Origin of the sequence: Croceicoccus ponticola (assembly GCF_004004515.1) — a bacterium.
Lineage (GTDB): Bacteria > Pseudomonadota > Alphaproteobacteria > Sphingomonadales > Sphingomonadaceae > Croceicoccus > Croceicoccus ponticola.
The window spans coordinates 51,936-74,535 of the sequence record NZ_RXOL01000001.1 but is presented as its reverse complement, the minus strand read 5'-3'; the positions used below and the strand labels follow the sequence as shown (position 1 = coordinate 74,535).

28 protein-coding genes are annotated in these 22,600 nt (G+C 62.4%); 12 read left to right on the top strand and 16 right to left on the bottom strand.

Annotation, left to right across the window (positions count from 1 at the left end; genetic code table 11):
• Positions 1-12: 12 nt before the first annotated feature.
• The 11 genes from EKN06_RS00385 to hisB form a co-directional block, all read right to left on the bottom strand.
• Complete coding sequence (locus tag EKN06_RS00385; RefSeq protein ID WP_205693784.1) at positions 13-399, bottom strand: ExbD/TolR family protein; 387 nt, start codon at positions 397-399, stop codon at positions 13-15.
• A 69-nt stretch (positions 400-468) separates the two neighbouring features.
• The gene (tolQ, locus tag EKN06_RS00380) at positions 469-1,188 is read right to left on the bottom strand and encodes a protein TolQ (RefSeq protein ID WP_127610913.1); all 720 of its coding nucleotides are present in this window, start codon (positions 1,186-1,188) and stop codon (positions 469-471) included.
• Entirely contained in the window at positions 1,188-1,649 is a 462-nt protein-coding gene (locus EKN06_RS00375; RefSeq protein WP_127610912.1) for a YbgC/FadM family acyl-CoA thioesterase, read from the bottom strand. The genes tolQ and EKN06_RS00375 overlap by 1 nt, the downstream gene beginning before the upstream one ends.
• Before the next feature lie 118 nt (positions 1,650-1,767).
• Entirely contained in the window at positions 1,768-2,163 is a 396-nt protein-coding gene (locus EKN06_RS00370) for an HIT domain-containing protein (RefSeq protein WP_127610911.1), read from the bottom strand.
• Positions 2,160-2,486, bottom strand: a complete 327-nt coding sequence (locus EKN06_RS00365) for a phosphoribosyl-ATP diphosphatase (RefSeq protein ID WP_420810774.1) — start codon at positions 2,484-2,486, stop codon at positions 2,160-2,162. Before EKN06_RS00365 ends, EKN06_RS00370 begins: the two co-directional genes overlap by 4 nt.
• Before the next feature lie 66 nt (positions 2,487-2,552).
• The gene (locus EKN06_RS00360; protein ID WP_127611908.1) at positions 2,553-4,301 is read right to left on the bottom strand and encodes a cation:proton antiporter domain-containing protein; all 1,749 of its coding nucleotides are present in this window, start codon (positions 4,299-4,301) and stop codon (positions 2,553-2,555) included.
• A gap of 155 nt (positions 4,302-4,456) precedes the next feature.
• Entirely contained in the window at positions 4,457-6,166 is a 1,710-nt protein-coding gene (locus EKN06_RS00355) for a M28 family peptidase (RefSeq protein WP_127610909.1), read from the bottom strand.
• A 126-nt stretch (positions 6,167-6,292) separates the two neighbouring features.
• Positions 6,293-7,114: an imidazole glycerol phosphate synthase subunit HisF gene (gene hisF / locus EKN06_RS00350; RefSeq protein ID WP_127610908.1), complete on the bottom strand. Its 822-nt coding sequence runs from the start codon at positions 7,112-7,114 to the stop codon at positions 6,293-6,295.
• Positions 7,115-7,118: 4 nt separating this feature from the next.
• The gene (gene hisA / locus EKN06_RS00345) at positions 7,119-7,844 is read right to left on the bottom strand and encodes a 1-(5-phosphoribosyl)-5-[(5-phosphoribosylamino)methylideneamino]imidazole-4-carboxamide isomerase (RefSeq protein ID WP_127610907.1); all 726 of its coding nucleotides are present in this window, start codon (positions 7,842-7,844) and stop codon (positions 7,119-7,121) included.
• 60 nt (positions 7,845-7,904) lie between these two features.
• A complete protein-coding gene (hisH, locus tag EKN06_RS00340) occupies positions 7,905-8,534 on the bottom strand; it encodes an imidazole glycerol phosphate synthase subunit HisH (protein WP_127610906.1) in 630 nt (209 codons plus the stop codon).
• A gap of 4 nt (positions 8,535-8,538) precedes the next feature.
• Complete coding sequence (hisB, locus tag EKN06_RS00335) at positions 8,539-9,147, bottom strand: imidazoleglycerol-phosphate dehydratase HisB (protein ID WP_127610905.1); 609 nt, start codon at positions 9,145-9,147, stop codon at positions 8,539-8,541.
• A gap of 188 nt (positions 9,148-9,335) precedes the next feature.
• On the opposite strand from hisB, the gene EKN06_RS00330 reads away from it, so the two are divergent.
• The 3 genes from EKN06_RS00330 to gmk all read left to right on the top strand — a co-directional run bounded on the left by EKN06_RS00330 (position 9,336) and on the right by gmk (position 11,028).
• Positions 9,336-9,845, top strand: coding sequence for an SspB family protein (locus tag EKN06_RS00330; protein ID WP_127610904.1), 510 nt, complete (start codon positions 9,336-9,338; stop codon positions 9,843-9,845).
• Between the two features lie 109 nt (positions 9,846-9,954).
• On the top strand, positions 9,955-10,269 hold the full coding sequence (locus EKN06_RS00325; RefSeq protein ID WP_240654534.1) for a hypothetical protein: 315 nt from the start codon (positions 9,955-9,957) through the stop codon (positions 10,267-10,269).
• Between the two features lie 87 nt (positions 10,270-10,356).
• Positions 10,357-11,028 (top strand): guanylate kinase, encoded by a 672-nt coding sequence (gene gmk, locus EKN06_RS00320; RefSeq protein ID WP_240654533.1) that lies wholly within the window; start codon positions 10,357-10,359, stop codon positions 11,026-11,028.
• A 42-nt stretch (positions 11,029-11,070) separates the two neighbouring features.
• On the opposite strand, the gene EKN06_RS00315 is transcribed toward gmk, so the two are convergent.
• On the bottom strand, positions 11,071-13,503 hold the full coding sequence (locus EKN06_RS00315) for a S8 family peptidase (protein ID WP_164843876.1): 2,433 nt from the start codon (positions 13,501-13,503) through the stop codon (positions 11,071-11,073).
• A gap of 203 nt (positions 13,504-13,706) precedes the next feature.
• Here EKN06_RS00315 and dapD point away from each other — a divergent pair, with 203 nt between their 5' ends.
• From dapD to EKN06_RS00280, 7 genes are all read left to right on the top strand, one after another.
• Positions 13,707-14,549: a 2,3,4,5-tetrahydropyridine-2,6-dicarboxylate N-succinyltransferase gene (dapD, locus tag EKN06_RS00310; protein WP_127610901.1), complete on the top strand. Its 843-nt coding sequence runs from the start codon at positions 13,707-13,709 to the stop codon at positions 14,547-14,549.
• Positions 14,550-14,677: 128 nt separating this feature from the next.
• Entirely contained in the window at positions 14,678-14,917 is a 240-nt protein-coding gene (locus EKN06_RS00305; protein WP_127610900.1) for a hypothetical protein, read from the top strand.
• The gene (locus EKN06_RS00300; protein ID WP_127610899.1) at positions 14,917-15,144 is read left to right on the top strand and encodes a hypervirulence associated TUDOR domain-containing protein; all 228 of its coding nucleotides are present in this window, start codon (positions 14,917-14,919) and stop codon (positions 15,142-15,144) included. Before EKN06_RS00305 ends, EKN06_RS00300 begins: the two co-directional genes overlap by 1 nt.
• The gene (locus EKN06_RS00295) at positions 15,141-15,320 is read left to right on the top strand and encodes a hypothetical protein (protein WP_127610898.1); all 180 of its coding nucleotides are present in this window, start codon (positions 15,141-15,143) and stop codon (positions 15,318-15,320) included. Before EKN06_RS00300 ends, EKN06_RS00295 begins: the two co-directional genes overlap by 4 nt.
• A gap of 13 nt (positions 15,321-15,333) precedes the next feature.
• Positions 15,334-15,753 carry a DUF1810 domain-containing protein gene (locus EKN06_RS00290; RefSeq protein WP_338068049.1) on the top strand — a complete coding sequence of 140 codons (420 nt, stop codon included), beginning with the start codon at positions 15,334-15,336 and terminating at the stop codon, positions 15,751-15,753.
• Positions 15,754-15,801: 48 nt separating this feature from the next.
• Positions 15,802-16,266 (top strand): ion channel, encoded by a 465-nt coding sequence (locus EKN06_RS00285; protein ID WP_127610896.1) that lies wholly within the window; start codon positions 15,802-15,804, stop codon positions 16,264-16,266.
• Positions 16,267-16,352: 86 nt separating this feature from the next.
• Entirely contained in the window at positions 16,353-16,817 is a 465-nt protein-coding gene (locus tag EKN06_RS00280) for a DoxX family protein (RefSeq protein ID WP_127610895.1), read from the top strand.
• Here the strand turns inward: EKN06_RS00280 and EKN06_RS00275 are convergent.
• From EKN06_RS00275 to EKN06_RS00260, 4 genes are all read right to left on the bottom strand, one after another.
• Positions 16,814-17,065 carry an SWIB/MDM2 domain-containing protein gene (locus tag EKN06_RS00275; protein ID WP_127610894.1) on the bottom strand — a complete coding sequence of 84 codons (252 nt, stop codon included), beginning with the start codon at positions 17,063-17,065 and terminating at the stop codon, positions 16,814-16,816. The two genes, EKN06_RS00280 and EKN06_RS00275, sit on opposite strands and share 4 nt — an antisense overlap.
• Positions 17,066-17,106: 41 nt before the next feature.
• On the bottom strand, positions 17,107-17,691 hold the full coding sequence (locus EKN06_RS00270) for a YbhB/YbcL family Raf kinase inhibitor-like protein (protein WP_127610893.1): 585 nt from the start codon (positions 17,689-17,691) through the stop codon (positions 17,107-17,109).
• Positions 17,692-17,876: 185 nt separating this feature from the next.
• Entirely contained in the window at positions 17,877-18,887 is a 1,011-nt protein-coding gene (locus tag EKN06_RS00265) for a hypothetical protein (protein ID WP_127610892.1), read from the bottom strand.
• Positions 18,888-19,266: 379 nt separating this feature from the next.
• Positions 19,267-19,899 carry a hypothetical protein gene (locus EKN06_RS00260; protein ID WP_127610891.1) on the bottom strand — a complete coding sequence of 211 codons (633 nt, stop codon included), beginning with the start codon at positions 19,897-19,899 and terminating at the stop codon, positions 19,267-19,269.
• A 79-nt stretch (positions 19,900-19,978) separates the two neighbouring features.
• On the opposite strand from EKN06_RS00260, the gene EKN06_RS00255 reads away from it, so the two are divergent.
• The gene (locus EKN06_RS00255) at positions 19,979-21,583 is read left to right on the top strand and encodes a GMC family oxidoreductase (protein ID WP_127610890.1); all 1,605 of its coding nucleotides are present in this window, start codon (positions 19,979-19,981) and stop codon (positions 21,581-21,583) included.
• Positions 21,584-21,627: 44 nt separating this feature from the next.
• Entirely contained in the window at positions 21,628-22,572 is a 945-nt protein-coding gene (locus EKN06_RS00250) for a 1-phosphofructokinase family hexose kinase (RefSeq protein ID WP_127610889.1), read from the top strand.
• Positions 22,573-22,600 lie beyond the last annotated feature (28 nt).

Below are 22,600 nucleotides of genomic sequence, written 5' to 3'. Positions count from 1 at the left end.
TAGGGACAAGGCCTATGGACTTTCCGATGAACCGTGGGTGACCAGCGAAATCTGGCGGAATCCGGCACGGTTGAGCGTGCCCATGACCGCCACGACCCGCCCATAATCGAGCGCCTTGTCCGCGCGCAGGACGACCGGAGGCGCGGTCTCTCCGCTGGGCGAAATCATGGCCAGCCGCTCTTCCAGCGCGCCTGCGGGCACACGGTCTTCGTCAATATAGATCAGGCCCTGCGCATCCAGCGAGATCGTGACCTGCCGGTCCTGATTATCCAGTGCATCGGCCTGGCTGTCCGGCAGATCGACCGGCACGCCCGCGACCATCAATGGGGCTGCGACCATGAAGATGATGAGCAGCACCAGCATCACGTCGACCATCGGCGTGACGTTGATTTCAGCCATGGGCGCCCGACCGCCCCGCCCTCGCCTCCTGCTGCGTCCGCCGCCCGAACCGGTTAGCCCTGCGCCCACTTACAACGTCTCCAGTTCGCGGCTGAGCGAGGCGTGGAAGCGGTCCGAAAAGCGATAGAGCCGCGTCTCGAAAGCGTTCACCCGGTGCGAGAACCGGTTGTAGGCGATGACCGCCGGGATCGCGGCGAAAAGGCCGATGGCGGTGGCAAAAAGCGCTTCCGAAATACCGGGCGCGACAACGGCGAGCGAGGTGTTCGACTGCGCGCCGATCTGGAAGAAACTGTTCATGATGCCCCAGACCGTGCCGAACAGGCCGACGAACGGTGCGACCGAGCCGACGGTGGCGAGGAAGTTCAGTTTTTCCGACAGGCTGTCGCTTTCATGCGTGACCGCCGCGTCCATCGCGCCGGAAAGCCGTTCGCGCAGGCTGGCCTTGTCCTTCAAACCGCGACGCGACGAAGTCTGCCACTCGGCAATGCCTGCGGCGGCAATCCGGCGCGAAGGAAGGTCTTCGTTGCCGCGCACCAACGGCTCTACGTCGTCGGCCTGCCAGAAGCGCGTTTCGAACGCGCGGTTCACGCGGTCGAGCCGCGCCATCCTGATCGAAAATGACACGATGATCGCCCAAACCCAGACAGACGCGAGGATGAGACCCGCCATAACCGCCTGAACCACGATATCGGCATCAAGAAACAGCTGTACCGGATCGAGGCGCGTGGGCACGCTCGCCGTGGTTGATGCAGGGACGGCGACAGTCAGGATGGTATCGAGGAGGGTCATCAGTTTCCGGTCTTGATGGGAGCGAAGGCTTCGAACGCCGCAAGCCACGCATCGGGCTGGCGGCGCGGGCGGCCATCGGGAGTCACAAAGCCGACACGGACGTCCATCTCGGCAAGAAGCATATCATGGCGCAAGGCGCGTTGCGCAAGCTGACACGACGCACGACCCAGCCGCACGACACGCGTTTCGATCATGACCGTATCGCCCAGACGCGCCGGCGCACGATAGCGGATCGACAAGTCGGCAACCGAAAAGGCGCCCTCTCCCGATTCCACCGCCGCGCGCTGATCCACTCCGATCAAATCCAGCAGATCGGATCGCCCCCGTTCGAACCAGCGAAGGTAGTTGGCATGGTACACAACGCCCGACAGGTCGGTATCTTCATAGAACACACGCACGGCATAATAATGCACGCCGTCGCGGATCGATCCGGTTACCGGGCTGGGAAGCGGTTGGGACATTGCAGGTGGCGTCATAGCCAAGCCGCGATTCGCCATACAAGCGCGTTATTTTTCACCTGTGGATGGCTGCTTCATCGCGAATTCAGTTTACGGGCGAAATCGACGATCGGGTGGAGTGTCAGCCGGCCCGCCAGTTGCGGTCCAACATGGGGCCCAGCATTCGGCCGCCGAGCAGGTGCACGTGCAGGTGCGGCACGATCTGGCCGGAGTTCGGACCCACGTTGTTGATCAAGCGATAACCCGCGTCGACCAGATCCATGTCGCGTGCGATCGTCCCCACCGCACGGACGAACCCGGCGATTTCGTCGGCCGGTGCGTTGACCGAAAAATCGTCCCAACTCACATACTTGCCCTTGGGCAGGACTAGCACATGGATGTCGGCGACAGGGGCGATGTCGTGGAATGCGTAAGCCCATTCATCCTCGTACACTTTCGTGCAAGGCAGTTCGCCGCGCAGAATCCGCGCAAAGATATTGGCGTCGTCGTAAGGCGACCTGGGATCGACGGCGGTCATTCCGGTGTCCTTGATGCTTTTTCGGCGATGCCCGACACGCCGTCGCGACGATCGAGTTCGGCCAGCGCGTCGGCAATCGACAGGTCGCGGGCGGAAAGCAGCACGGCAAGGTGAAAGATGACGTCCGCCGCTTCGCCGATCAGTTCATCGTCCGATCCGGCCAGCGCGGCAACGACGGCTTCGACCGCCTCCTCCCCCAACTTGCGTGCGACATAGTCGGGACCGCGATCGAACAGCTTGGCGACATAGCTGTCGTTCGGGTTGCCGCCCTTGCGAGCTTCGATCGTGGCAGCCAGTCGTGCCAGTGTCGGGGTCGGTTTCATATCGGCCATGGCTTCAGCCTTTGCGCGGGAGGGCGCGTGAAATCAACGCGCGAAATCATCAGGCGCTCAATCCCGTTGTACGAAAATTCGGTCGCGCGCGGTGTGAATGTCGCCGCTGTCGATCTGTCGTTCCATCCGTTCGCAGTCGCGTTCGCGGTACGCGCTCTCGGCCTCATCGATCCCCTGCAGGCTTTCGCCCAGTTTTTCCAGCGCGCTCCGGCCCATCGCAATCGCCGATTCGAACAGTTCGCGGACCACGAAATCGACCGGCGTGCCGGACAGACGCAATACGCTGCGCCGGTCGAAGGCGCGGACAAAGATCGCGGCATCGGGAAACTGTTCCCGTACGGCGCTGACGAGGTCGGGCTCGATCTGGTCCCGGTCGAGACAGAACAGGATCGCTCGCGCCTGCTCCGCCCCGGCCTGTCGCAACAAGTCGATCCGCGTGCCGTCGCCGAAAAAGACTTGCGCGCCGTACTCGCGGGCGATGTCGATCAGTTCGACATCGCGGTCGACGATGGTGACGCGGATTCCGGCGGCAACCAACATCTGGGTTACTGTCTGGCCAAAGCGGCCATAACCCACGACAACCGCGCTCGCTCCGTCGGGCTGTGGCCCTTCGCGCTGGGCATCATCGGCGTTCTGCGCTTCGGCGCGGATGCGGCGTGTCGCCATCATCAGGAACGGGGTCGCCGCCATCGAGATCGTCACGACCGCCCCGAACAGGCTGGCCGCTTCTGGCGCAATCAGCAGGCCGTCCTGCGCCTGTGCAAACAGCACAAAACCGAATTCGCCGCCTTGGCTGAGCAAAAGGCCCAGTGCCAGCGCGCGCCGCCACGGCATGCGGATGACCAGTGCGATGGCGGTTATGACCGCGCTTTTCGTAAGAATCACGCCAAGCGCCATCAGCGCCACGAAGACGGGCCGATCGGCAATGGCCGACAAGTCGAGCATCATGCCGATGGACAGAAAGAACAGGCCGAGCAGGATCGAACGGAACGGTTCGACATCGGCTTCGAGTTCATGGCGATAGGGCGAACTGGCCAGCATAACACCCGCAATGAACGCGCCCAAGGCGGTGGAAAGACCGAGCGACGCCATCAGCGCCGCAGACCCGAGAATGGTGAACAGCGCGGCGACCACAAACATCTCACGCTCGCCCAATATGCCGATCAGCCGGAAGAGCGGGCGGATCAGGTAGCGTCCGGCGAGGATCAGTCCGGCGATAGCGGCAATCGCGATCAACGCGGTCTGCCAGCCCGGCGGTCCTTCCTGCAATTCCGGCTTGCGGCTCAAGGCGGCGACGATGGTGATCAGCGGGATCAGCGACAGATCCTGAAACAGCAGGATGGCAAAGGCCCGCTCTCCGAACGGAGTGCGCAACCGCCCGGCGCTTTGCAGCATGGGCAGGACCTGCGCAGTCGACGAAAGGCCGAGCGGCAGCCCGATCGCGAGCGATGCCGCCAGCGAAAATTCGGTGAAACCATAGATCAGCGCGCTGACCGCCAGACCGCACAACACGACCTGCACCAACCCGACGCCAAAGATTTCGCGGCGCATCCGCCACAACCGGCTTGGCGCGAGTTCGAGGCCGACGATGAACAGCAGCATGACGATGCCAAGCTCTGCGAAATCGACCTTCGCTTCCGCCCCGCCGACAAGTCCGAGGACTTGCGGGCCGACGACTGCACCGGCCACGAGATAACCCAGCGTCGCACCAAGGCCCAGACGACGGAAAACTAGCACGAAGAAAAGCGCGAAGCCGAGGAGGATCAACCCCTCGATCAGCATGCCGCCTCCGCCGCCTTCGTGCATCATTTGCCCCCGGTTCCCGGGAAATCCGGGCGAATCGGCGTAGAGTTAGGGGTTGGCGCGTGGCCCCGCAATGGACTTGCGGCCCGTGATGCGAAGCGCAGGAAGCCCGGACCGATTGAAAATTGTCAAAGCTGTGAAAGGTGCGGCGGGACGGATCATGCTGGGGGGCGTGATGAACCCGTCCCGCCGCGATGGACCAGCGATTGCTCGCTTGGGGAGGGCTGACCCTCCATGCGTCCATCGAACACGGTGGCGAAGAAGTCGTCCTTCTTCCACACCGGTCGCTGGTCCATGTTCGCAATGCCCAAGGCGATTTCGTAATTGATTTCGGCAAACCTCGCCGCCTGGGCAAAATCGATCCGGTCAATCTCGTCGGACGGCTCGTGGTAACCGTCCTTCAGGAAGTCGGTCAGAATCTTGTCGCCGCCGTTGCCCGGTCCGGTGTCGAGATAGACCGCCGGAATGCCTGCTTCGACATAGGAATAGTGGTCGGAACGGGTGAAAAGTCCCTCGTCCGGGTGCGGGTCTGCCGCCACCGTCACACCGGCACGGCGAGTCGCCTGATCGACCACGGGAAAAAGGGTCGAACGTTCGGCGCCATAGGCAACGACGTCGGTGAACGGATAGGTGACCATCGGCATGTCGATATTGACGACGGCCGCGATGCTGTCGGCCGGGACGGTCGGGAAGTGCGCGTTGTACGAAGAGCCGACGAGGCCCATTTCTTCGGCCGTCAGCGCGATGAACAGAACCGAGCGGCGTGGAGGGTTTGCGGCAAGCCGGCGGGCGACATCCAGCATCATGGCCACGCCCGATGCATTGTCGAGCGCGCCGTTGTTGATCCGATCGCCCCCGCCCTCGCCCTCGCCCTCGCCCTTCGTGATGCCAAGGTGATCGAGGTGGGCAGTCAGGACGACATATTCGCCTTTCAGCTCGGGATCAGTACCTTCGATCATCCCGATGACATTGCGGCTCGCCTGGTTTTCGAAATTCTGGTCGAAGGTCATTCTGGCGGTTATGCCCATGTCGAACGCCTTGAAGCGCGTCTTGGGATCGTCCGTCATTTCATAGGCCTTGGACAAGTCGACAGGCTGCTTTGCCATTAACCGCTCCCCCGCTGCCGGGTGAACCGTCGCATAGGCCTGATAAGCCGCCGTCGTGCCATGGGCCTTGCCGTCCGGTCCGCGCCATGTCGCTCCGCGTGACGAGGTGTAGTACTTGACCGTGTCGCTCCAGTCCGAATCCTTCAGCCATTCGCGGCTGTTCAGCGAAAGCAGGCCGACAGCGCCGCGTTCGGCGATGGCCTTGGTTCGGCGGTCGTTGAAATAGGCCCGCTCTTCAGGGCCCAGAAACTTGGGTGCGCCACGCAGCGCCACTGCGATCTTGCCGTTAAGGTCGACGCCGGCGAAGTCGTCGCGCCCGGTGCGCGGATCGACGAAACCCTGCCCGACAAAGACCAAAGGCGCATCCACGACGCCTGCTTTTTCATCGCCGGCCGAGGTGACGATGTAATCGTCGAACGCGGTGAACGCGGTAGGCGCGTTGGGTCCGCTCAGCTCTATCTTGTTCTTCGACTTGTCGCCGTAACTCTTCATGCGCAGTGGCACTCGCTGAAACCATGTGCCGTCCTGACCGGCAGGCATCAGGCCCACGGCCGCAAACCGGCTGGCCACGTAATCGGACGCCGTTTCGAACCCGCGTGTGCCCGTCTCTCGCCCCTCTAGCGCGTCGGATGCGAGGTAGCGCACGTCACCTTCGATATATCCGGCGTTGGGCGCGGAGACGACGGCCTCACGCGGCGCATCAGTGGTCGCCACGCATGACGTCAGTGCGAGCGACGCCGCGACGATCGGAAAGAAACGCATGAATTCAGCACCTCGGGGGAATTTTATGGTTGCGCGTGTAACCAACTACACGCGCAAAGCAATCCCCAAGGTGAACGGCTCACCGCAGCGCCGTGACATTCTTCGTTAGCTTCGCGAGGTTTCCGGCTAGCTGCGCGCGGGCAGGCCGGCCAGGCGCAGGGCCTCGTGCGCTTCGGCGATGGTGTGCTGGCCGAAATGAAAGATGCTGGCCGCCAGCACCGCGCTGGCATGCCCCTCTGTCACTCCGGCGACGAGATGGCCAAGATTGCCGACCCCGCCGCTGGCGATTACCGGAATGCCCACGGCATCCGCGATGGTCCGGGTCAGTTCGAGATCATACCCCTGTTTCGTACCATCGCCGTCCATCGACGTGACCAGCAGTTCGCCCGCGCCCATTTCTGCAAGGCGCAAAGCATGTTCGACAGCATCGATCCCGGTTGCCTGCCGCCCGCCATGCGTGAAAATTTCCCACCGGCTTTCCCCAGGGTTTTGATCAGGGTTGTCCCCGGCCTTATCCACAAGCTGTCCACCGATACCGCCGCTGACCCGCCGCGCATCGACGCTGGCGACGACGCATTGGCTGCCGAAGCGTTCGGCTATTTCGGCGACCACTTCGGGGCGCGAAACGGCGGCGGAATTGACCGCGACCTTGTCAGCCCCGGCCAACAAAAGCGCGCGGGCATCGGCCGCGCTGCGCACGCCACCCCCCACCGTCAGCGGCATGAAGCATACTTCTGCCGTGCGGCGCACGACGTCGATCAGCGTGCCGCGCCCTTCGTGACTGGCGGATATGTCGAGAAAGCAAAGCTCGTCCGCGCCAGCGAGGTCATAGGCCCGCGCCTGTTCCACCGGATCGCCCGCGTCGATCAGGTCGACGAAATTCACGCCCTTCACCACGCGGCCATCGCGCACGTCGAGGCAGGGGATGACACGGACGCGGACGGTCATGGCGTCACGCCTCCGCCATTTTCAACGCGGTGGCGAGATCAAGCCGACCATCATAAATCGCGCGACCCGTGATCACGCCCTCGATCCCGTCGTTCGCGTACATCGAAAGAATGCGGATATCGTCCAGCCCCTTGACCCCGCCGCTGGCGATGACCGGAATGTCGACCGCGCGGGCAAGATCGACCGTCGCCTCGATATTGCAGCCCTTAAGCATGCCATCGCGCCCGATATCGGTGAACAGCAGCGACGCGACCCCCGCATCCTCGAACCTGCGGGCAAGGTCGACCACCGCGACATCCGACACATCAGCCCAGCCAGCGGTCGCGACCATGCCGTCCTTGGCATCAACCGCCACGACGATGCCGCCGGGATATTCGCGCGCCATGTCCTTGACGAAATCGGGATCCTTCAGCGCCGCCGTGCCCATCACGATCCGCGCCACCCCTGCATCGAACCATGCATCCACCGCCTCTCGCGTGCGGATGCCGCCGCCAAGCTGAACATATCCTTCAAAGCTGTCGACGATGGCCTCGACCGCCTCGCGATTGCGCGCTTCACCCGCGAACGATCCGTCGAGATCGACGACATGCAGATGCATCGCCCCGGCCTTGGCGAATAACTTCGCCTGCGCGGCGGGATCATCGCCGTAAACAGTGGCGCGGTCCATATCGCCTTCGGCAAGGCGGACGACCTGCCCGCCTTTAAGGTCGATTGCCGGAAATACGATCATCCAAACTGCCTATCTGTCAGGCACCGAGGCGCCAGGTTTTGCGGCGGAGGCCATGATAGCTCACGGCTTCCATTCCAGCCATCGTTCGAGAAGCTCGATTCCGTAGCGCTGGCTCTTTTCCGGGTGAAACTGAACGCCCAGGATGTTGTCGCGCGCCACCGCCGCCGTGATCGCACCGCCGTGGTCTGTGATTGCGGCGATATCGCGCCCTTCGTCCGTGGCGAAGTGGTAGGAATGAAGGAAATAGGCCTCGCCACGCTCAATCAGTTCGGCACCATCGGGGTGCTTCATCGGGGCGACATCATTCCAGCCCATGTGCGGAACCTTGATCTTGGGATCGGTCACTTCGATCGGCAGCACTTCGCCCCCGATCCAGTCCAGTCCCTTGTGCACACCATGTTCGACACCGCGCGTCGCCATCAACTGCATGCCGACACAGATGCCGAGGAAGGGCGCGCCCTGATCCAGCACGCGCCGTTCCATCGCGGCAACCATGTCGGGAATGGCGCGCAACGCCTTGGCGCAAGAGGCAAATGCGCCGACGCCGGGCAAGACTACCCTTTCCGCCGCCAGCACTACCTTGGGATCGCTCGTGACCTTGACCGCGTGCGAGCCTGCCGCCTTCAGCGCGTTGGCGACCGACTGCAGGTTTCCTGCGCCATAATCGATGAGTGCGACATGTCCGGGCATGGCATCAGACCTCTATCGTGCCCTTTCCGAGCAGGCCTTTGGTCGATGGGATCGCATCGCCCTTGCGTGGGTCGATTTCGACCGCCGCACGCATCGCGCGGGCAAACCCTTTATAGAGTGACTCTACGATGTGATGGTTGTTTTGCCCGTAGAGCAGTTCGATGTGCAGGGTGATGCCCGCGGCTTGCGCGATCGAATGGAACCAGTGTTCGAAAAGCTCGGTATCCATCTCGCCCAGCCGAGGCTGCGAAAAACCGGCCTTCCACACGAGATAGGGCCGACCTGAAATGTCGAGCGCCACGCGGGCCAGTGTTTCGTCCATCGGGGAATAGGCATGACCATACCGCGCGATGCCGCGCTTTTCGCCCAGTGCCTGAAGGATCGCTTCGCCCAGCGCGATGGCGCTGTCTTCCACCGTGTGATGCTGATCGACATGAAGGTCGCCATCGACCTTCATCGTCACGTCGATCAGCGAATGACGCGAAAACTGTTCCACCATGTGATCGAGGAAACCGACCCCGGTGGCGATATCATATTCGCCTGTCCCGTCGAGGTTGACGGACACCTCGATGGCGGTTTCCTTGGTCTTGCGAGAGATCGATCCGGTACGCATGGCGCCCGCTATAAGCGCGCTGCGGCGCGGCGCAAGACGGCAGATTACGGAACATCCGGCCCCGCACTGAATTTATCGCCCAAACAAGCCGATGGCAGGGTCGCTGGGTTGCCGACCGTTGGCCCGGAAGCCGGGAAAACGTCCTTTTCCGGCTTGACCCGGACGGTCGGAGCGCTCAATCCGGCGCCATGAGCGAACCGACGCCCGATAGCCTGATCCCCTACGATGAAATCGTCCAGGAAGCCCTGCGCGCCGTTGTCGGCCGCGTGTTGCGCGAAGTGGAAGCATCGGGCAGCGAGCTTCCCGGCGCGCACCACTTCTACATCACGTTCAAGACCGGCGCGGCCGGCGTTTCGGTCCCGCCGGACCTGCGCGCGCGCTTTCCGGACGAGATGACGATCGTGCTGCAGAACAAGTTCTGGGACCTTTCGGTAGAGGAAGACCAGTTTTCGGTCGGGCTCAGCTTCAACCAGATGCCGGCCAAGCTGGTCATTCCCTTTGGCGCGATCACGGCCTTCGTCGATCCGGCTGTCGATTTCGGGCTGCAGTTTCAGGCGATCGAATCGGGCCAACCGCCCGAACCGCATGACATTGCCGAAAACGATTCGGAACAGGGCGGCGGTAGCGGCGTTTCTTCGGCAAGCGTCCCTGAAGACGGTTCCAATGTCGTGACCGTCGATTTCGGGAAGAAGAAATAGTCCGCTTCGCAGGTTTCGCCTGCGACCATCCGTTTAGAGGGTGGGGCCGGACAGCGAAAAGAGGACTAAAATGGCCAAGCGTCGCATTCCCGGTCTCAGCCCCAATCCCATGACCAATCTGATCGTGACCGATATCGCGCTTCGCGGAGCCGGGCGGCTTGCACGGCATTTTACCGAAAAGACCCTTCTTCGCACGCGTTATACCAAGGATGACGCAGAAAAGGTCGTGGAAGGCCGTTCGATGATTCAGACGCTGGCCGCTGTCGCGGTAGCGCGGATCGCGACCCGGTCGCTGCCTGGCGCGATCATCGTCGGTACCGGTATTCTTGGCAAGACGCTGCTCGATCGCAGCAAGGGCAAACGCGAAGCACGGGCAGAAGGCGAAAAGCAGATGCGCGAGCGGATGGCCAACGCCGAAAAATGAGACGCCTGCCACCCGAGTGGCGGTCAATAACAATCAAAACGCATTCTGGAACTTGACCGGCGGGCCAAGTCGCGGCCATCAGCGCGCATGACCGCTGACACTCCCGATATGCGCCCCCTGTCTCTGCAACGACGGGGCCTGATGTTCATCCTATCCTCGCCATCCGGCGCGGGCAAGACGACCATCGCTCGAAAGCTGCTTGCCGCAGACGATCAGCTTTGCCTGTCGGTGTCCGCCACGACCCGCCCGATGCGAGACGGCGAAGTCGAGGGCAAGGACTACCACTTCGTGCCGCAACCCGAATTCGACCGCATGGTCGAAGAGCACGAGTTTCTCGAATGGGCGCACGTCTTCGGTCACAGCTACGGCACGCCAAAGGCGCATATCTGGAACGGGATGAAGGACGGCAAGGATTTCCTGTTCGACATCGACTGGCAGGGAACGCAACAGCTCAACCAACGCGCGAGCGAAGACGTCGTCCCCGTGTTCATACTCCCGCCCAGCATCGACGAACTGCGCCGTCGCCTGATCGCTCGCGGCACCGATGATGCAAAGGTCATCGATGCCCGGATGGAACGGGCGCGTGCCGAAATAAGCCATTGGTCCGAATATCGCTACGTCGTGGTCAACGACGACATCGACCGCTGCTTTGCGCAGGTTCGCGAAATCCTGCACGCCGAACGCATGCGCCGCGAACGCCAGACCGGCCTCGTCCGTTTTGTCCGCGAACTGATGGCCGGCCCTCCGCCAGGAGCCTGATGGGTCCTCCGCCAGAATGCCGCTGCATGCTCCGCCGTGTGCCTAGAAACCGGCCGACCAACGCACGGCGGCGCCCCTGTCCTCTCTGATTGAAGTGATGTGACCGGGATCGGCGCGGTAGAACACGCTCGCGGTCAGACTGCCGCCCGCGAAAGGTCCGAACCAGCGCAACTCGCTCGTCATTTCCCGACCGCTTGGCGTCAGCGACAGTTCCCGACGCCCAAACGTCGTGCTTTCGGTAGCATAATCGTAGCCAACCGGCAGGTTGAGGTTCAGCCCGCCCGTTTCGATCCGCAGTGGCTGCGATATCCGGAAGGCCAGACCGTCTCCCCTTGCAAATAGACCGGTTCGCTGGACATCGGCGCTCCACGCACTGCTCTGAAAGGCGGAGCCGGCGATCAGGCCTGCCGCTCCGGACCGGGAGAAGCCCCGGCGGTAGTCCAGCGTCACCAGCCAATCATCGGCGGGATGGAAGGACGCACCGGCATCGAGGAACAGCGTGTCCGCCCCGCCCGTGCCGATGGTGTCGCCAAACCGCGCGCCCAGCACCGTTTCGGATTCCGCAAGCCAGCTTGCGCCGACCGAAAAGGCGAGCGCATCACGATCCCAGTCCAGCTTCGTTGCATATCGCGCGAAATTGCCACGCTTGCCCCGCGCACGGACGCCGTCGCCGAACGGATCGCTCCAAGCCTCTCCGCTTTCTGCCGAGGCGGTCAGGCCGAATTGACCGCCCAACCCCTTGAACCCGTGCCTCACCGCGACCGCGCCGTCCCGCCGTGCGACGAAGCCAAGTTCGTTGCCACCCTCTCCCGCCACCAGGAATGCCGGGCGGGAATGTCCTGCCATTCCCGCCTCCAGCCCCCTGGCCCCTTCGCGCAAGGCAAAGGAAAAGTCGGTCTGTGGCGAAATCCTGGCTCCGATCCGCCCGGCCAGAAGCCGCGCGCGATCGACGTTTTCCATGTCGAGCCGGAGGGGCACCGGCGATGGCGCCCGCACCATGCCGGGCGCGACCGTGAACGCCAGCGACGTCGCACCCTGGTTTGTTGTCAACGCCTGCGTCCGTCCCGTCACAGCGCCATAAAGCTTCGGTTCGACCCGAGCGCTGCCGATATTCCCGGCAAGGTCGATACCGTAAGCGCGGTCGTACCCATCGAGCACGACTACCCCCAGGCTCGCCCGCCGCATCGCATCGCCCATCGCCGGGCTCAACACCCCAGCGCCTTCGCCAAGTGCGACCTGAGTTGAGGTGCCGGCAAGCGACGTCTGGCCCTGCGGCGAGAACGAACGCGCGATATCGAGCACGCCGTGGCCATAGACTGCGTCGATCCCTGCATCGCCTGCGTCGCGCGCACCCGCAAAGATCAGATCGACGATCTCCGCTCCGGTGAGGTTGGGGAAGGCTTGTGCCAGCAGTGCCGCCGCGCCCGCGACTTGCGGTGCGGAAAAGCTCGTGCCGTACATCGTATAGACGTACCGCACGCCGCCCGTCGTCTCGACGAAGATTTCGCCATCCTTATAGGCGCAACAGACATCCTCCCCCCGGGCGGTGATGTAGAAGGCCGCTTCGTTACCCGCACGATTGCTGAAGCCGGAGATCTGGTCCCTGCCATTGACCGATCCGACGATGATCACGTTATCGGGGGCCGCTGCGCGCAGAGCCGATGCAAACAGGTCGGGATTGTTCGGGTCGATCGCCGGGTCGGTCGAATCGCCTTCGTTACCGGCCGATACGACGACAACCAGTCCTGCCTCCCCGGCGCGGGTGATCGCGTCGAGCACGGCCTGCGACGGGGCCGAACCGCCCAGCGACAGGTTCACGATCCTGGCGCCAGAGGTCACGGCCACATCTATGCCCTTGGCGATGGCGGGGTCGGTAAAGCTGCACCCGGTCGAAGAGTCGGTCGGGTCGACAATGTCGCAAGTCCCCGGTTCGTCCGCGCGAAGCGCCACGATCGTCGCATTATAGGCGATGCCCATTATGCCGCTACCGTTTCGCGCCGCCGCCGCGACCAGCGCGACTTGCGTACCGTGCCCGTCGCTGTCGTCCACGCTTCGGCTGCCCGCTACGTCCTGCGACGACGCGGAGATGCGCCCGGTAAATTCGGGACTGTCAATGTCGATCCCGGTGTCGATGATGCCGATGGCCACGCCCCTGCCGGTCTTGCCGTCCTGCCACGCGGTAATCGCGTTATGCTGGGCCGGACCGTCCGAATCCCGATATTCCTGAGTGTCGAAGATGCTCGACGGTGTTGGTGTCGGAGCGGGTGTTGGTGTCGGGGTGGGCGTCGGGGTGGGCGTCGGGCTGGGAGTGGGACTGGGTGTCGGGCTAGGCGCTGGCGCAGGGGCGGGTGTCGAAATGACGCCGCCGCCGCTGCTCGCTCCCCCGCCGCAAGCTGCAAGCGCAAGGGTCGAAGTCATCGTGATCGCGGCGAAAATCCCGCGAAACACCTCGGAAGGCGGCTGTACCGTCATCATGTCCAGTCTGCGTCCCTGGCGCGTGTTGCTGCCATTATCGATACCACAGCCGGATGGATAAATGGTGAATGTTCCGACGGGAAGTCCCCGACGCAGCCCTAAGCATGGTTGCCCGAACGGACTTCTGGCGATAGGCGGCAAATCGAGATGATCCCGCCCTGCCCCGCCCGATCGGCGGACGCCCGGCATTGCAAGGAAACGCCATGTCCGACAACGCCACCCTGATCGCCGCAATCGACGCCGCTTTCGAAGATCGCGCGAACATCACGCCCGAAAACTTCGAAGTGCGCGAACATGTCGAAAAAGCGATCGCCATGCTGGACTGCGGCGAAGCGCGCGTGGCGGAAAAGAAGGACGGCGCATGGGTCGTCAACCAGTGGTTGAAGAAGGCGGTGCTTCTATCTTTCCGTCTCAATGAGAACGAGATTGTGCCCGACGGTTCGGCCGGCGCGCCTGCTTATGACAAAGTGCCTTCGAAGTTTTCGGGCTGGAGCGATACGCGATTTGCCGAGGCCGGATTCCGCGTCGTGCCTGGCGCGGTCGCGCGGCGGGGCAGCCACATTGGCCGGGGCGTCGTGCTGATGCCGAGCTTTGTCAACATCGGCGCTTTCGTCGACGAAGGTACGATGGTCGATACCTGGGCCACGGTGGGATCATGCGCGCAGATCGGCAAGAACGTGCACTTGTCGGGCGGCGCAGGCATCGGCGGCGTGCTTGAACCTTTGCAGGCCGGACCTGTCATCATCGAGGACAATTGCTTCATCGGTGCGCGCGCCGAAGTGGCCGAGGGCGTGCATGTCGGCGAAGGCGCCGTGCTTTCGATGGGCGTTTACCTTGGCGCGTCGACACGCATCGTCGACCGGGCAACCGGCGAAATACACATGGGCAAGGTGCCCCCGTTTTCTGTCGTCGTTCCCGGCGCAATGCCCGGCAAGCCGCTTCCCGACGGGACGCCCGGCCCATCGCTTTATTGCGCTGTGATCGTAAAGACGGTCGATGCGCAAACTCGTTCGAAAACAAGCATCAACGAACTGCTTCGCCCCTGATCTCCGCGATACGCGACTACTCCTGACCCTCTTGGCGGAACGAAACCGCCAAAGGGTGCGTTTTTGCCTAGAACCCGGCGCCCCCGGCGGCGCCATCGGTCGCAAGACGCGAAAAACAGGAGTTATGCATGGAACGTCACGGCGAAGAAGTCGACGTCACTACGAATGAAGCCCGCGGTGGCAGTACGCCACACATCGTCCGTTATGTTCTTGCCATCAGCCTTGTTCTTGCCGTGATCGCCATGTCGATCGTGTGGATGACCGGCGCGGCTTCCGTCGACAATCCGACGCCCAGCGGCTCGGAACTGACCGCCAATCAGGCGCAGGCGGGTGCTGCCGACGGCAGCGCGGCCGAACAGGTGGACTGATGTCAGCCAATAAATACCGCCATTACCAGCACGTGAAGTGGTCGTGGGGCAACGGTACGGGATCAGGTCAAGTCAGGGAACGGTTCGAGCGTGACGTGCAACGCACCCTTAAGGGCAGCCTGATAGTTCGCCACGGCACCGAAGATAACCCGGCTTACCTCATCGCTCAGGAAGATGGCGACGAGGTACTGAAGCTCGGTTCCGAGTTACAGGCGGCAAAATCATGACGGTTGGTTCTAACGTTCGGGACCTGACCGGGAAGGCGTCATCTAAGAAGTGCTGTGACGGGCACCCTGACCCGCTTCAGGGAACGGCCAATTATCAGTACATCACCATGACCGAAAAAGAATTCGCCGAATACGCCGCGGCAAAACGCAAAGCCATGTCGAACCAAAAGAACTGACCGCAGGATGTCTATGCTCGATCGGTTCGTGGAGGCGCAGGAGGAGGTTTTCCCAACCGCGTTGCATCAATTACGCGCAGGCCAAAAACGATCGCACTGGATGTGGTTCGTCTTTCCTCAACTGGCCGGTCTTGGGCGAAGCGCGACTGCACAATTCTATGGTATTTCCAGTGCCGATGAGGCGCTAAGCTTCCTCGGCCATCCTATTCTCGGGCCCCGCCTTCTGAATTGTTGCGCGGCCATGATGAATTGGGCCGGTCGACGCACTGCCGCGGACATTTTGGGACCCGTCGACGCCATGAAGCTTAAAAGCAGCATGACCCTGTTCGAGCAGGTCGCCGCAGAACCCAAGCCATTTGCCGACATACTGGCTAACTTTTACGACGGGACACGGGATGAAACGACGCTCTCCCTATTGTCGGTCGAGCGTTAAGGGTTTGGGAACTGATCCGTACATTTGACCGTGGATGGGAGGGTCGCCTTGGAAGGCAACACCGTAGAATCAATCGAAATGTTGTTGCCGCAGCTCAGCTGGTCGACGGCGATGATCATGCTGTGCGTGACGGTCCACGGCATCGGTTTGGCGACAATCACTCATTTCGTCACCACTTCCGATTCCGATCAGCGCGGGGATCACTTTCCGCCTGTGTCGGTGCGCGGAATCGCAGTCACGCTTGCTATCGTCTATTCGCTGTTCGTCCTGCACGGCGTCGAAATCTGGCTCTTCGCGCTGTTTTTTCGGATGGTGAACGCTTTCCCGACGCTGGAAACCGCGATCTACTATTCGATCATTTCTTACGGCACGATCGGATATGACGATGTCGCCATGGCCAGAAACTGGCGCGTCATCGGCGCACTCGAAGGGATCTGCGGGATCATCTTGCTCGGTTGGTCGACCGCCTATTTCGTTCGCTTTCTTGGCAGGATCGATCTGAAGGAGCGGTAGGGTCCGCCCCTGATCGGATCAGCACGGTTGTTGCATTCAGCAGATCGGCATTGCCCTGCACATGGCTTCGCGACCATGGTCCGCGCATGAACCTTAAAAAACCCCCTCGCGTGACGAACTCGCGAAACACTCGGCTCCGCGCAGCGGCACGCTGGCTTCTGGCGATTTTTTACGGCTTTGCAGGCGTTGCCCATCTGGCGAGCCCGGCCCCGTTCCTGAAAATAATGCCGAACTGGGTGCCATGGCCCGGACCCGTCGTATTCTTGACAGGCGTCGCGGAATTGCTGGGTGCGATCGCGCTCTTGCAACCGATGAGCATGCGGCTGCGCCAGATGGGCGCGATTGGCCTTGCGGCTTATGCGCTCTGCGTCTGGCCAGCCAACGTGAATCACATGGTCATGGATTTCACGCGTCCCGACGGGGCGTGGATAGAGCGCTCTCTATGGGCTTATCACGTGCCCAGAATGCTCCTGCAACCAGTGCTGATCTGGCTGGCGCTCTGGTCCGGCGGGGTCATCGACTGGCCCCGCCGGCAGAGACTTTCGAATTAACCGAGGTGCTTCGACACCGCGGCAGTCATCTTGAACATCGAGATCTTCTCGGTGCCGATGACTGCGCCCAACTTTGCGTCGGGTTCGATCATGCGCCGATCGTCCTTGGCCTGAAGATCGTGCTTCTTGATGTATTCCCACACCTTCGAAGTCACCTCGCCACGGGACATCGGCCCCTTGCCGACGATTTCCTCAAGCGTCGGCGAAACCGGCACAGGCTTGTTGATCGCATTGTTCTTGGCGGCCATTTTTTCGGCTCCCTTCAAATTCGGAACTGATCGGGGCGGACTTATTCCACCTCGAGGTCGTCCCAGTCCTCGATCTCTTTGTCTCGGGCATATGTGCCCGTCAGCAACGCCACGGAAAGGACATGCCCCTCCATCGCCTCGACCAGCGCCTTGCGCGATGCACCGGGGCTCAACCCGATCGGCGCATCAAGCGCAAAAAGCTGGAATATATAATGGTGCGGTTCCTCGTCTTCTGCTGGAGCGGGAAGCAGCCATTCAGCCTTGCCAGCGGCATTCTTGCCGGCCCGTGGCGGAACTTCACCTTCCATCAGCTTGCCGCGCTGAGCCGTCAGGCCGAAAACAAGCCAATGGCACTTGGCGCCAGCGTCGGCATCTTCGACCACCAGCACCATTTCCTGAGTACCGGCAGGCGGCTGGCTCCATTCCAGCGGTGGAGCGGCCGCATCCTCTTCGTCGGCGGTAAAGCTGGGGTCGAGTGCTTCCCCATCGCCAAACGCGACGCTGGTCAGCTTAAGCCCCCCGGCGCCAACCAGGTCCGCGTTACCGAGCCGCGCCACGGTGAGCGCGCCCGCACCCTCGCGAGCATCGGGAAGCGCGTTTTCCAGCCAAGCGGGACAATCAGGCATAAATCAATCGAACTCGTACATTGCATCATGGCTCCGCGCTGAAAACACAGGCGTCCTCACAGTCGGATAGCGGTGGAGATATGGGAAAAGCCGCGCCCTTGCGAGAGGCCCGACACGTGTTTTGCCCCGATTAGATGGAGTTGGGGCCGCCCGTATCGCTACGAACGGCCCCTTAATCGCGCGAATCAGCTCGTTACGGTCCTGCGACGACCGAACGATTCGTAGACGCGTCGAAAATCGATTTGCGGTTGGTCTGCCATGCGCTGCGTAAGGCTCTGGACGATTAGCCGCGCCCTGCGGCGGCGGGCACCCGTCGACCTGAACGGATTGGCATGGTCTGGTCGTGCACGAACCAGCCTGTCGATCAGCGCCTTGCGACCATCGGGAGTGCGCGGTGGCGCGCCATTTGGCAGAGCGCCCAGCAACGGCGAGGCGTTGACAAAAGTCGTGCTGTCCCACTTGCTGGAATAGGCCGCGGCCGGATTGGATGCCGAAACGGCAAAGGCAGGTTTGGACGCGGTTCGAACGGGGGACGTGACGTAACCATCTCCATCGCGGTGGCTAACCGGCTTCACTTTGCCAGCCGCCGCGGGCTCATTTGCCAAGGGCCGGCGTCTACGGCGTGATGCACCTGCCAACAACAATCCTGCGAAGCCAAGGCCGAGCGCAAGGGCTCCGCCTGCCATCGTCATGCTTGCCCCGGATTCGCTATCTTCCTGACCAGTCGTGACGGGACGGGACCTCGCGCTTTCCGCTGTTGCGAGTACGGCCGCGCCTTCGGCGCTTTCGGCATTGTCGATCACGACGACATCAGCGGAACGTGCGGCTTGTTCGAAGTCGGCAATGCGGACGGGTGTGGTATTCGCGGCACTTTCGCGGTTCGATGTCGGGTTGGCGGCAAAGGAAGATGATTGCTCGATCGCAGCGACGTTGCCGACTGCGCTTGAACCTGCCGGGCTGGACGTGCCTTGGGAAGCGGCTGTGGTCGAAGCCAACGCAGGGTCTCCGGCCTCCGCAAGATCGGCTTGCCCTGACGGCGTGTTACTCGATGTGATGGTCGGAACTATTATTTCGGACTGGATCGAATCCGCCAGATCGGCGGCGACGTCCTGAGCCATCGACGGGGTTGCAACGATAGCCAGCGCAGCTGCAATGGCGCTGCCGGCGGGGCGAAAGTTGAGCTGGGTTCTTGTCATGGTGAATTCGATAACAACATTCGTTATCGGTCGATCCGCTCTCATCGACTTTTTGCGACAAGTTGACGGGTTTCTTCGGGTAAGTTGCCGGCTATCCCGACCAGTAATCATTTCTATTAATGGAGGGTAATAAAAATGTTAATTTGCGGTTCATCGCAATCAACTTCGAGTTAATCTGAAATTCATTTTCGGGCATGTGAGTCAGCGCTGGTCTGGCTTGGCGAAATCGGCGCTTGGATCAAAAAGCACTGCATCCTCTGGCGAGTCCCCGCTTTTATTTTTGGGCCGTCATCCGGCGTTGCTCGCAACCCCACTGAAACCTTGCTGCATTCGATATCTGATTGCGATGATCGCCCACAAAAGCTTCAGGGATAGCCGACTAGTCTTCCAAGCCGGGTCGAAGCGAACTCAACAGCACCTCGAGGTGGGCGCGGCCAAGCCGGCTCCACACGTTATAGGTGCAGTCCTGCCCCGCTACCCGCACATAGGCGAGCGAATTGTCGCCGACACCGTCTGGCCTGTCCTCGCGATACGGCCTTGCGCCTTCCAGTCCAAAGCCTGCAAAGGCAGGTTGCGGCAGGTCGGGCAATCGCATGAAGTGCGGCCACTGCCCCTTCAGCCTATCTTCCTGCCCATCGGCGCCATCGGCATCGACGATCCCCGGGCCCGCGACGCCATAAGCGCTGCGCACTTTTTCAGTGTCGAACGCCACACCCCAGCCGCCCGCGAAATTCGCCCTCCGCGCCTCTGCCGATGCGCCGCCGTCGCTGGTCAAAACCAAGGGCGCGCAAACATCCTTGTTGGCGGCCGTGGCCCATTCGTTGCGGGTCAGCTTAACCGCCAACGGTTCGGGTGGCGGTGCATCGAGAGAACCGGGATCGACCGCTTCGGGCGTGCTGACCGGCGCCTGAGGTGCTTGCGGCGCTTCTGTGCCGGTGTTGTCTTCTTCCGGGGCGGGATCGCATGCGGCAAGCAGGACTAGCGAAATTACAGGCAGGATTATATTCCTCATACATATTCAAACGCCAGCCCATGCACCCTGTTCCTCAGGCCAGCTTGCCGCCGTAGTCGAATTGTGGTTGCCATCGCCGATGGAGAGTTTCGACTACATCATCGTTGGTGCGGGTAGTGCCGGTTGCGTCCTTGCCAATCGATTGAGTGCCGATCCGTCGGTCCGGGTCCTGTTGCTGGAGGCCGGTGGACGAGACAATTATCACTGGATCCGCATTCCGGTCGGGTACCTTTACTGCATCGGCAATCCGCGCACCGATTGGTGCATGAACACGGCTGAGGAAGCGGGCCTGAACGGACGTTCGCTGCGATTCCCGCGCGGTCGCGTGCTGGGCGGATCTTCGTCGATCAACGGCATGATCTACATGCGCGGACAAGCCGCCGATTATGATGGCTGGCGCCAAAGGGGCATGACTGGCTGGGGTTGGGATGAAGTCCTGCCCTTGTTCAAGCGGGCCGAGGACCATTTCGGCGGGGAGAGCGACGCCCACGGCAGCGGCGGGGAAATCCGGATCGAGCGGCAACGGCTGCGCTGGGACATACTCGACGCGTTTCAACGCACAGCTGACGAGGCGGGCATCCCGCCGACCGGCGACTTCAACGATGGCGACAATTTTGGATCCGGCCTGTTCGAGGTCACGCAGCGCCGGGGCATGCGGTGGAGTGCAGCAGATGCATTTCTGCGACCGGCACGGAACCGCCCCAACCTGAAGATCGTCACCCGGGCGCACACCGACCGGATCAAGTTCGAAGGAACCCGCGCGGTCGGCGTTCGCTGGCATGCCGATGGCGCATCCCAAGAGGCGCGCGCGGACGGCGAAGTCATCCTGTCGGCAGGCGCGATCGGCTCTCCCGCCATCCTCGAACGCAGCGGCGTCGGTGATAGCGCTCGCTTGCAGGATCTTGGCATCGAAACGCGGGTCCACAGCCCGCAAGTGGGTGAAAACCTCCAGGATCATCTCCAGATCCGTTGCGCCTGGGCAGTCACCGGCGTGTCGACGCTGAATGCCCGCGCATCGACGTTGTGGGGCAAAGCGCTGATCGGGCTGGAATACGTCATCAACCGGTCCGGCCCGATGGCGATGGCTCCCAGCCAGCTTGGCCTGTTCGCCCGGTCTTCGCCAGATGTCGCGACTGCGGATCTCGAATATCATGTCCAGCCGCTGAGCCTCGAGGCATTCGGCGGGGCGCTCGACCGCTTTCCCGCATTCACCGCCAGCGTCTGCAATTTGCGCCCGACCAGCCGTGGGGCGAGCCATGTCATCAGCAACGACTTCCAAGATCACCCATCGATTCGACCCAACTACCTGACGACCGAGGCGGACCGACAAGTGGCGATGCGCTCCGTGCGTCTTACCCGCAACATCGTCGCCCAGCCTGCACTGGCCTGGTACGCACCGCGCGAAATTCGGCCCGGTCCGGACGCGCAAGATGATGAAGAACTGATGCGGGCCATCGGCGACATTGCCACCACGATCTTCCACCCCGTCGGCACCGCCGCGATGGGCACCGTGACCGACGAACGCCTGCGCGTAATCGGCACGCAGGCCCTGCGGGTCGTCGATGCTTCGGTCATGCCGACCATCACTTCGGGCAATACCAATGCCCCCACGATGATGATCGCCGAAAAGGCTGCCGCCATGCTGCGCGAAGATGCGCAGAAGCTGGCGTTTAGGACGATTTGATCCATACGCTTGCCCCCGCCCTGCCCTGCACGGCATGATGGGGCATGGAGCCCATCTTTACCCTTACGCTGAATCCCGCGATCGACGGCGCTTGCGAAGCAGATGTCGTGCAACCAACGCACAAGATCCGCACCGCGAACGAACGCTATGACCCCGGCGGTGGCGGGATCAACGTCGCACGCGTGCTGCACCGGCTGAAGGCGCCCGTCATCGCCGTCTATTGCGCTGGCGGCGCCAGCGGGGGACTGCTCGATGACCTGATCGACCGGACCGGCGTAGCCCGCCATTGCATCCCCATCGCGGGCCAAACCCGCATGAGCCTGGCCGTATTCGAACGCAGCACCGGACAGGAATACCGCTTCGTACCCGAAGGTCCGGAATTTTCCGACACAGAGTGGCAATCGGTCCTGGATTTCGTCGGCCAAGCGAAATGCGGTTGGATGGTAGCCAGCGGCTCGCTGCCACGCGGGGTGCCCGCCGATTTCTATGCGCGCCTTGCCGCCATATGCACGCAGCGCAAGGTCCGCTTGGTGCTCGACACATCCGGCGAGCCGCTCGCCGCCGCGATGGAAGCGGGCGGGCTTTGCCTCGTGAAACCAAGCCTCGGCGAGTTCGAGACTCTGGTCGGTCGCAAGCTCGAAACACTGGAAGCAGTGGGTGATGCGGCTTTGACTCTGGTCAAGAAGGGCAATGCCCAGCAGATTGCCGTCACGCTGGGCCATCGCGGCGCCGTTCTCGCCCATGCCGGCGGCGTGCTTTGCCGTCCCGGTCTTGACGTGCCGGTGAAAAGTGCCACCGGCGCAGGTGACAGCTTCGTCGCCGGTATGGTTCACGGCCTTGCCAGCGGGATGAGCGTGCCCGACGCGTTCCGCCGTGGGATGGCCGCTGGCACAGCCGCTGTCCTCACCCCCGGCACCGATTTGTGCACCCCCGCCGATATCGACCGGATGTGGGAGCAATTGGGAGCGCAGGACGAATGCAGGGGCTGACGATCTGCTGGCCATATCGCCTTTGGCC

Coding starts and splice junctions, on each gene's coding strand:
- EKN06_RS00255 (WP_127610890.1), top strand. CDS start 19,979: ATGGAGAGTTTCGACTACATCATCGTTGGTGCGGGTAGTGCCGGTTGC.
- EKN06_RS00280 (WP_127610895.1), top strand. CDS start 16,353: ATGAACCTTAAAAAACCCCCTCGCGTGACGAACTCGCGAAACACTCGG.
- EKN06_RS00325 (WP_240654534.1), top strand. CDS start 9,955: ATGACCAATCTGATCGTGACCGATATCGCGCTTCGCGGAGCCGGGCGG.
- EKN06_RS00250 (WP_127610889.1), top strand. CDS start 21,628: ATGGAGCCCATCTTTACCCTTACGCTGAATCCCGCGATCGACGGCGCT.
- EKN06_RS00300 (WP_127610899.1), top strand. CDS start 14,917: ATGTCAGCCAATAAATACCGCCATTACCAGCACGTGAAGTGGTCGTGG.
- EKN06_RS00265 (WP_127610892.1), bottom strand. CDS start 18,887: ATGACAAGAACCCAGCTCAACTTTCGCCCCGCCGGCAGCGCCATTGCA.
- tolQ (WP_127610913.1), bottom strand. CDS start 1,188: ATGACCCTCCTCGATACCATCCTGACTGTCGCCGTCCCTGCATCAACC.
- gmk (WP_240654533.1), top strand. CDS start 10,357: ATGACCGCTGACACTCCCGATATGCGCCCCCTGTCTCTGCAACGACGG.
- hisF (WP_127610908.1), bottom strand. CDS start 7,114: ATGACCGTCCGCGTCCGTGTCATCCCCTGCCTCGACGTGCGCGATGGC.
- EKN06_RS00260 (WP_127610891.1), bottom strand. CDS start 19,899: ATGAGGAATATAATCCTGCCTGTAATTTCGCTAGTCCTGCTTGCCGCA.
- EKN06_RS00365 (WP_420810774.1), bottom strand. CDS start 2,486: ATGAAACCGACCCCGACACTGGCACGACTGGCTGCCACGATCGAAGCT.
- EKN06_RS00290 (WP_338068049.1), top strand. CDS start 15,334: ATGCTCGATCGGTTCGTGGAGGCGCAGGAGGAGGTTTTCCCAACCGCG.
- dapD (WP_127610901.1), top strand. CDS start 13,707: ATGTCCGACAACGCCACCCTGATCGCCGCAATCGACGCCGCTTTCGAA.
- EKN06_RS00375 (WP_127610912.1), bottom strand. CDS start 1,649: ATGTCCCAACCGCTTCCCAGCCCGGTAACCGGATCGATCCGCGACGGC.
- hisH (WP_127610906.1), bottom strand. CDS start 8,534: ATGCCCGGACATGTCGCACTCATCGATTATGGCGCAGGAAACCTGCAG.
- EKN06_RS00370 (WP_127610911.1), bottom strand. CDS start 2,163: ATGACCGCCGTCGATCCCAGGTCGCCTTACGACGACGCCAATATCTTT.
- EKN06_RS00360 (WP_127611908.1), bottom strand. CDS start 4,301: ATGCACGAAGGCGGCGGAGGCGGCATGCTGATCGAGGGGTTGATCCTC.
- EKN06_RS00270 (WP_127610893.1), bottom strand. CDS start 17,691: ATGCCTGATTGTCCCGCTTGGCTGGAAAACGCGCTTCCCGATGCTCGC.
- EKN06_RS00305 (WP_127610900.1), top strand. CDS start 14,678: ATGGAACGTCACGGCGAAGAAGTCGACGTCACTACGAATGAAGCCCGC.
- EKN06_RS00295 (WP_127610898.1), top strand. CDS start 15,141: ATGACGGTTGGTTCTAACGTTCGGGACCTGACCGGGAAGGCGTCATCT.
- hisB (WP_127610905.1), bottom strand. CDS start 9,147: ATGCGTACCGGATCGATCTCTCGCAAGACCAAGGAAACCGCCATCGAG.
- EKN06_RS00275 (WP_127610894.1), bottom strand. CDS start 17,065: ATGGCCGCCAAGAACAATGCGATCAACAAGCCTGTGCCGGTTTCGCCG.
- EKN06_RS00330 (WP_127610904.1), top strand. CDS start 9,336: ATGAGCGAACCGACGCCCGATAGCCTGATCCCCTACGATGAAATCGTC.
- EKN06_RS00315 (WP_164843876.1), bottom strand. CDS start 13,503: ATGATGACGGTACAGCCGCCTTCCGAGGTGTTTCGCGGGATTTTCGCC.
- EKN06_RS00385 (WP_205693784.1), bottom strand. CDS start 399: ATGGCTGAAATCAACGTCACGCCGATGGTCGACGTGATGCTGGTGCTG.
- hisA (WP_127610907.1), bottom strand. CDS start 7,844: ATGATCGTATTTCCGGCAATCGACCTTAAAGGCGGGCAGGTCGTCCGC.
- EKN06_RS00355 (WP_127610909.1), bottom strand. CDS start 6,166: ATGCGTTTCTTTCCGATCGTCGCGGCGTCGCTCGCACTGACGTCATGC.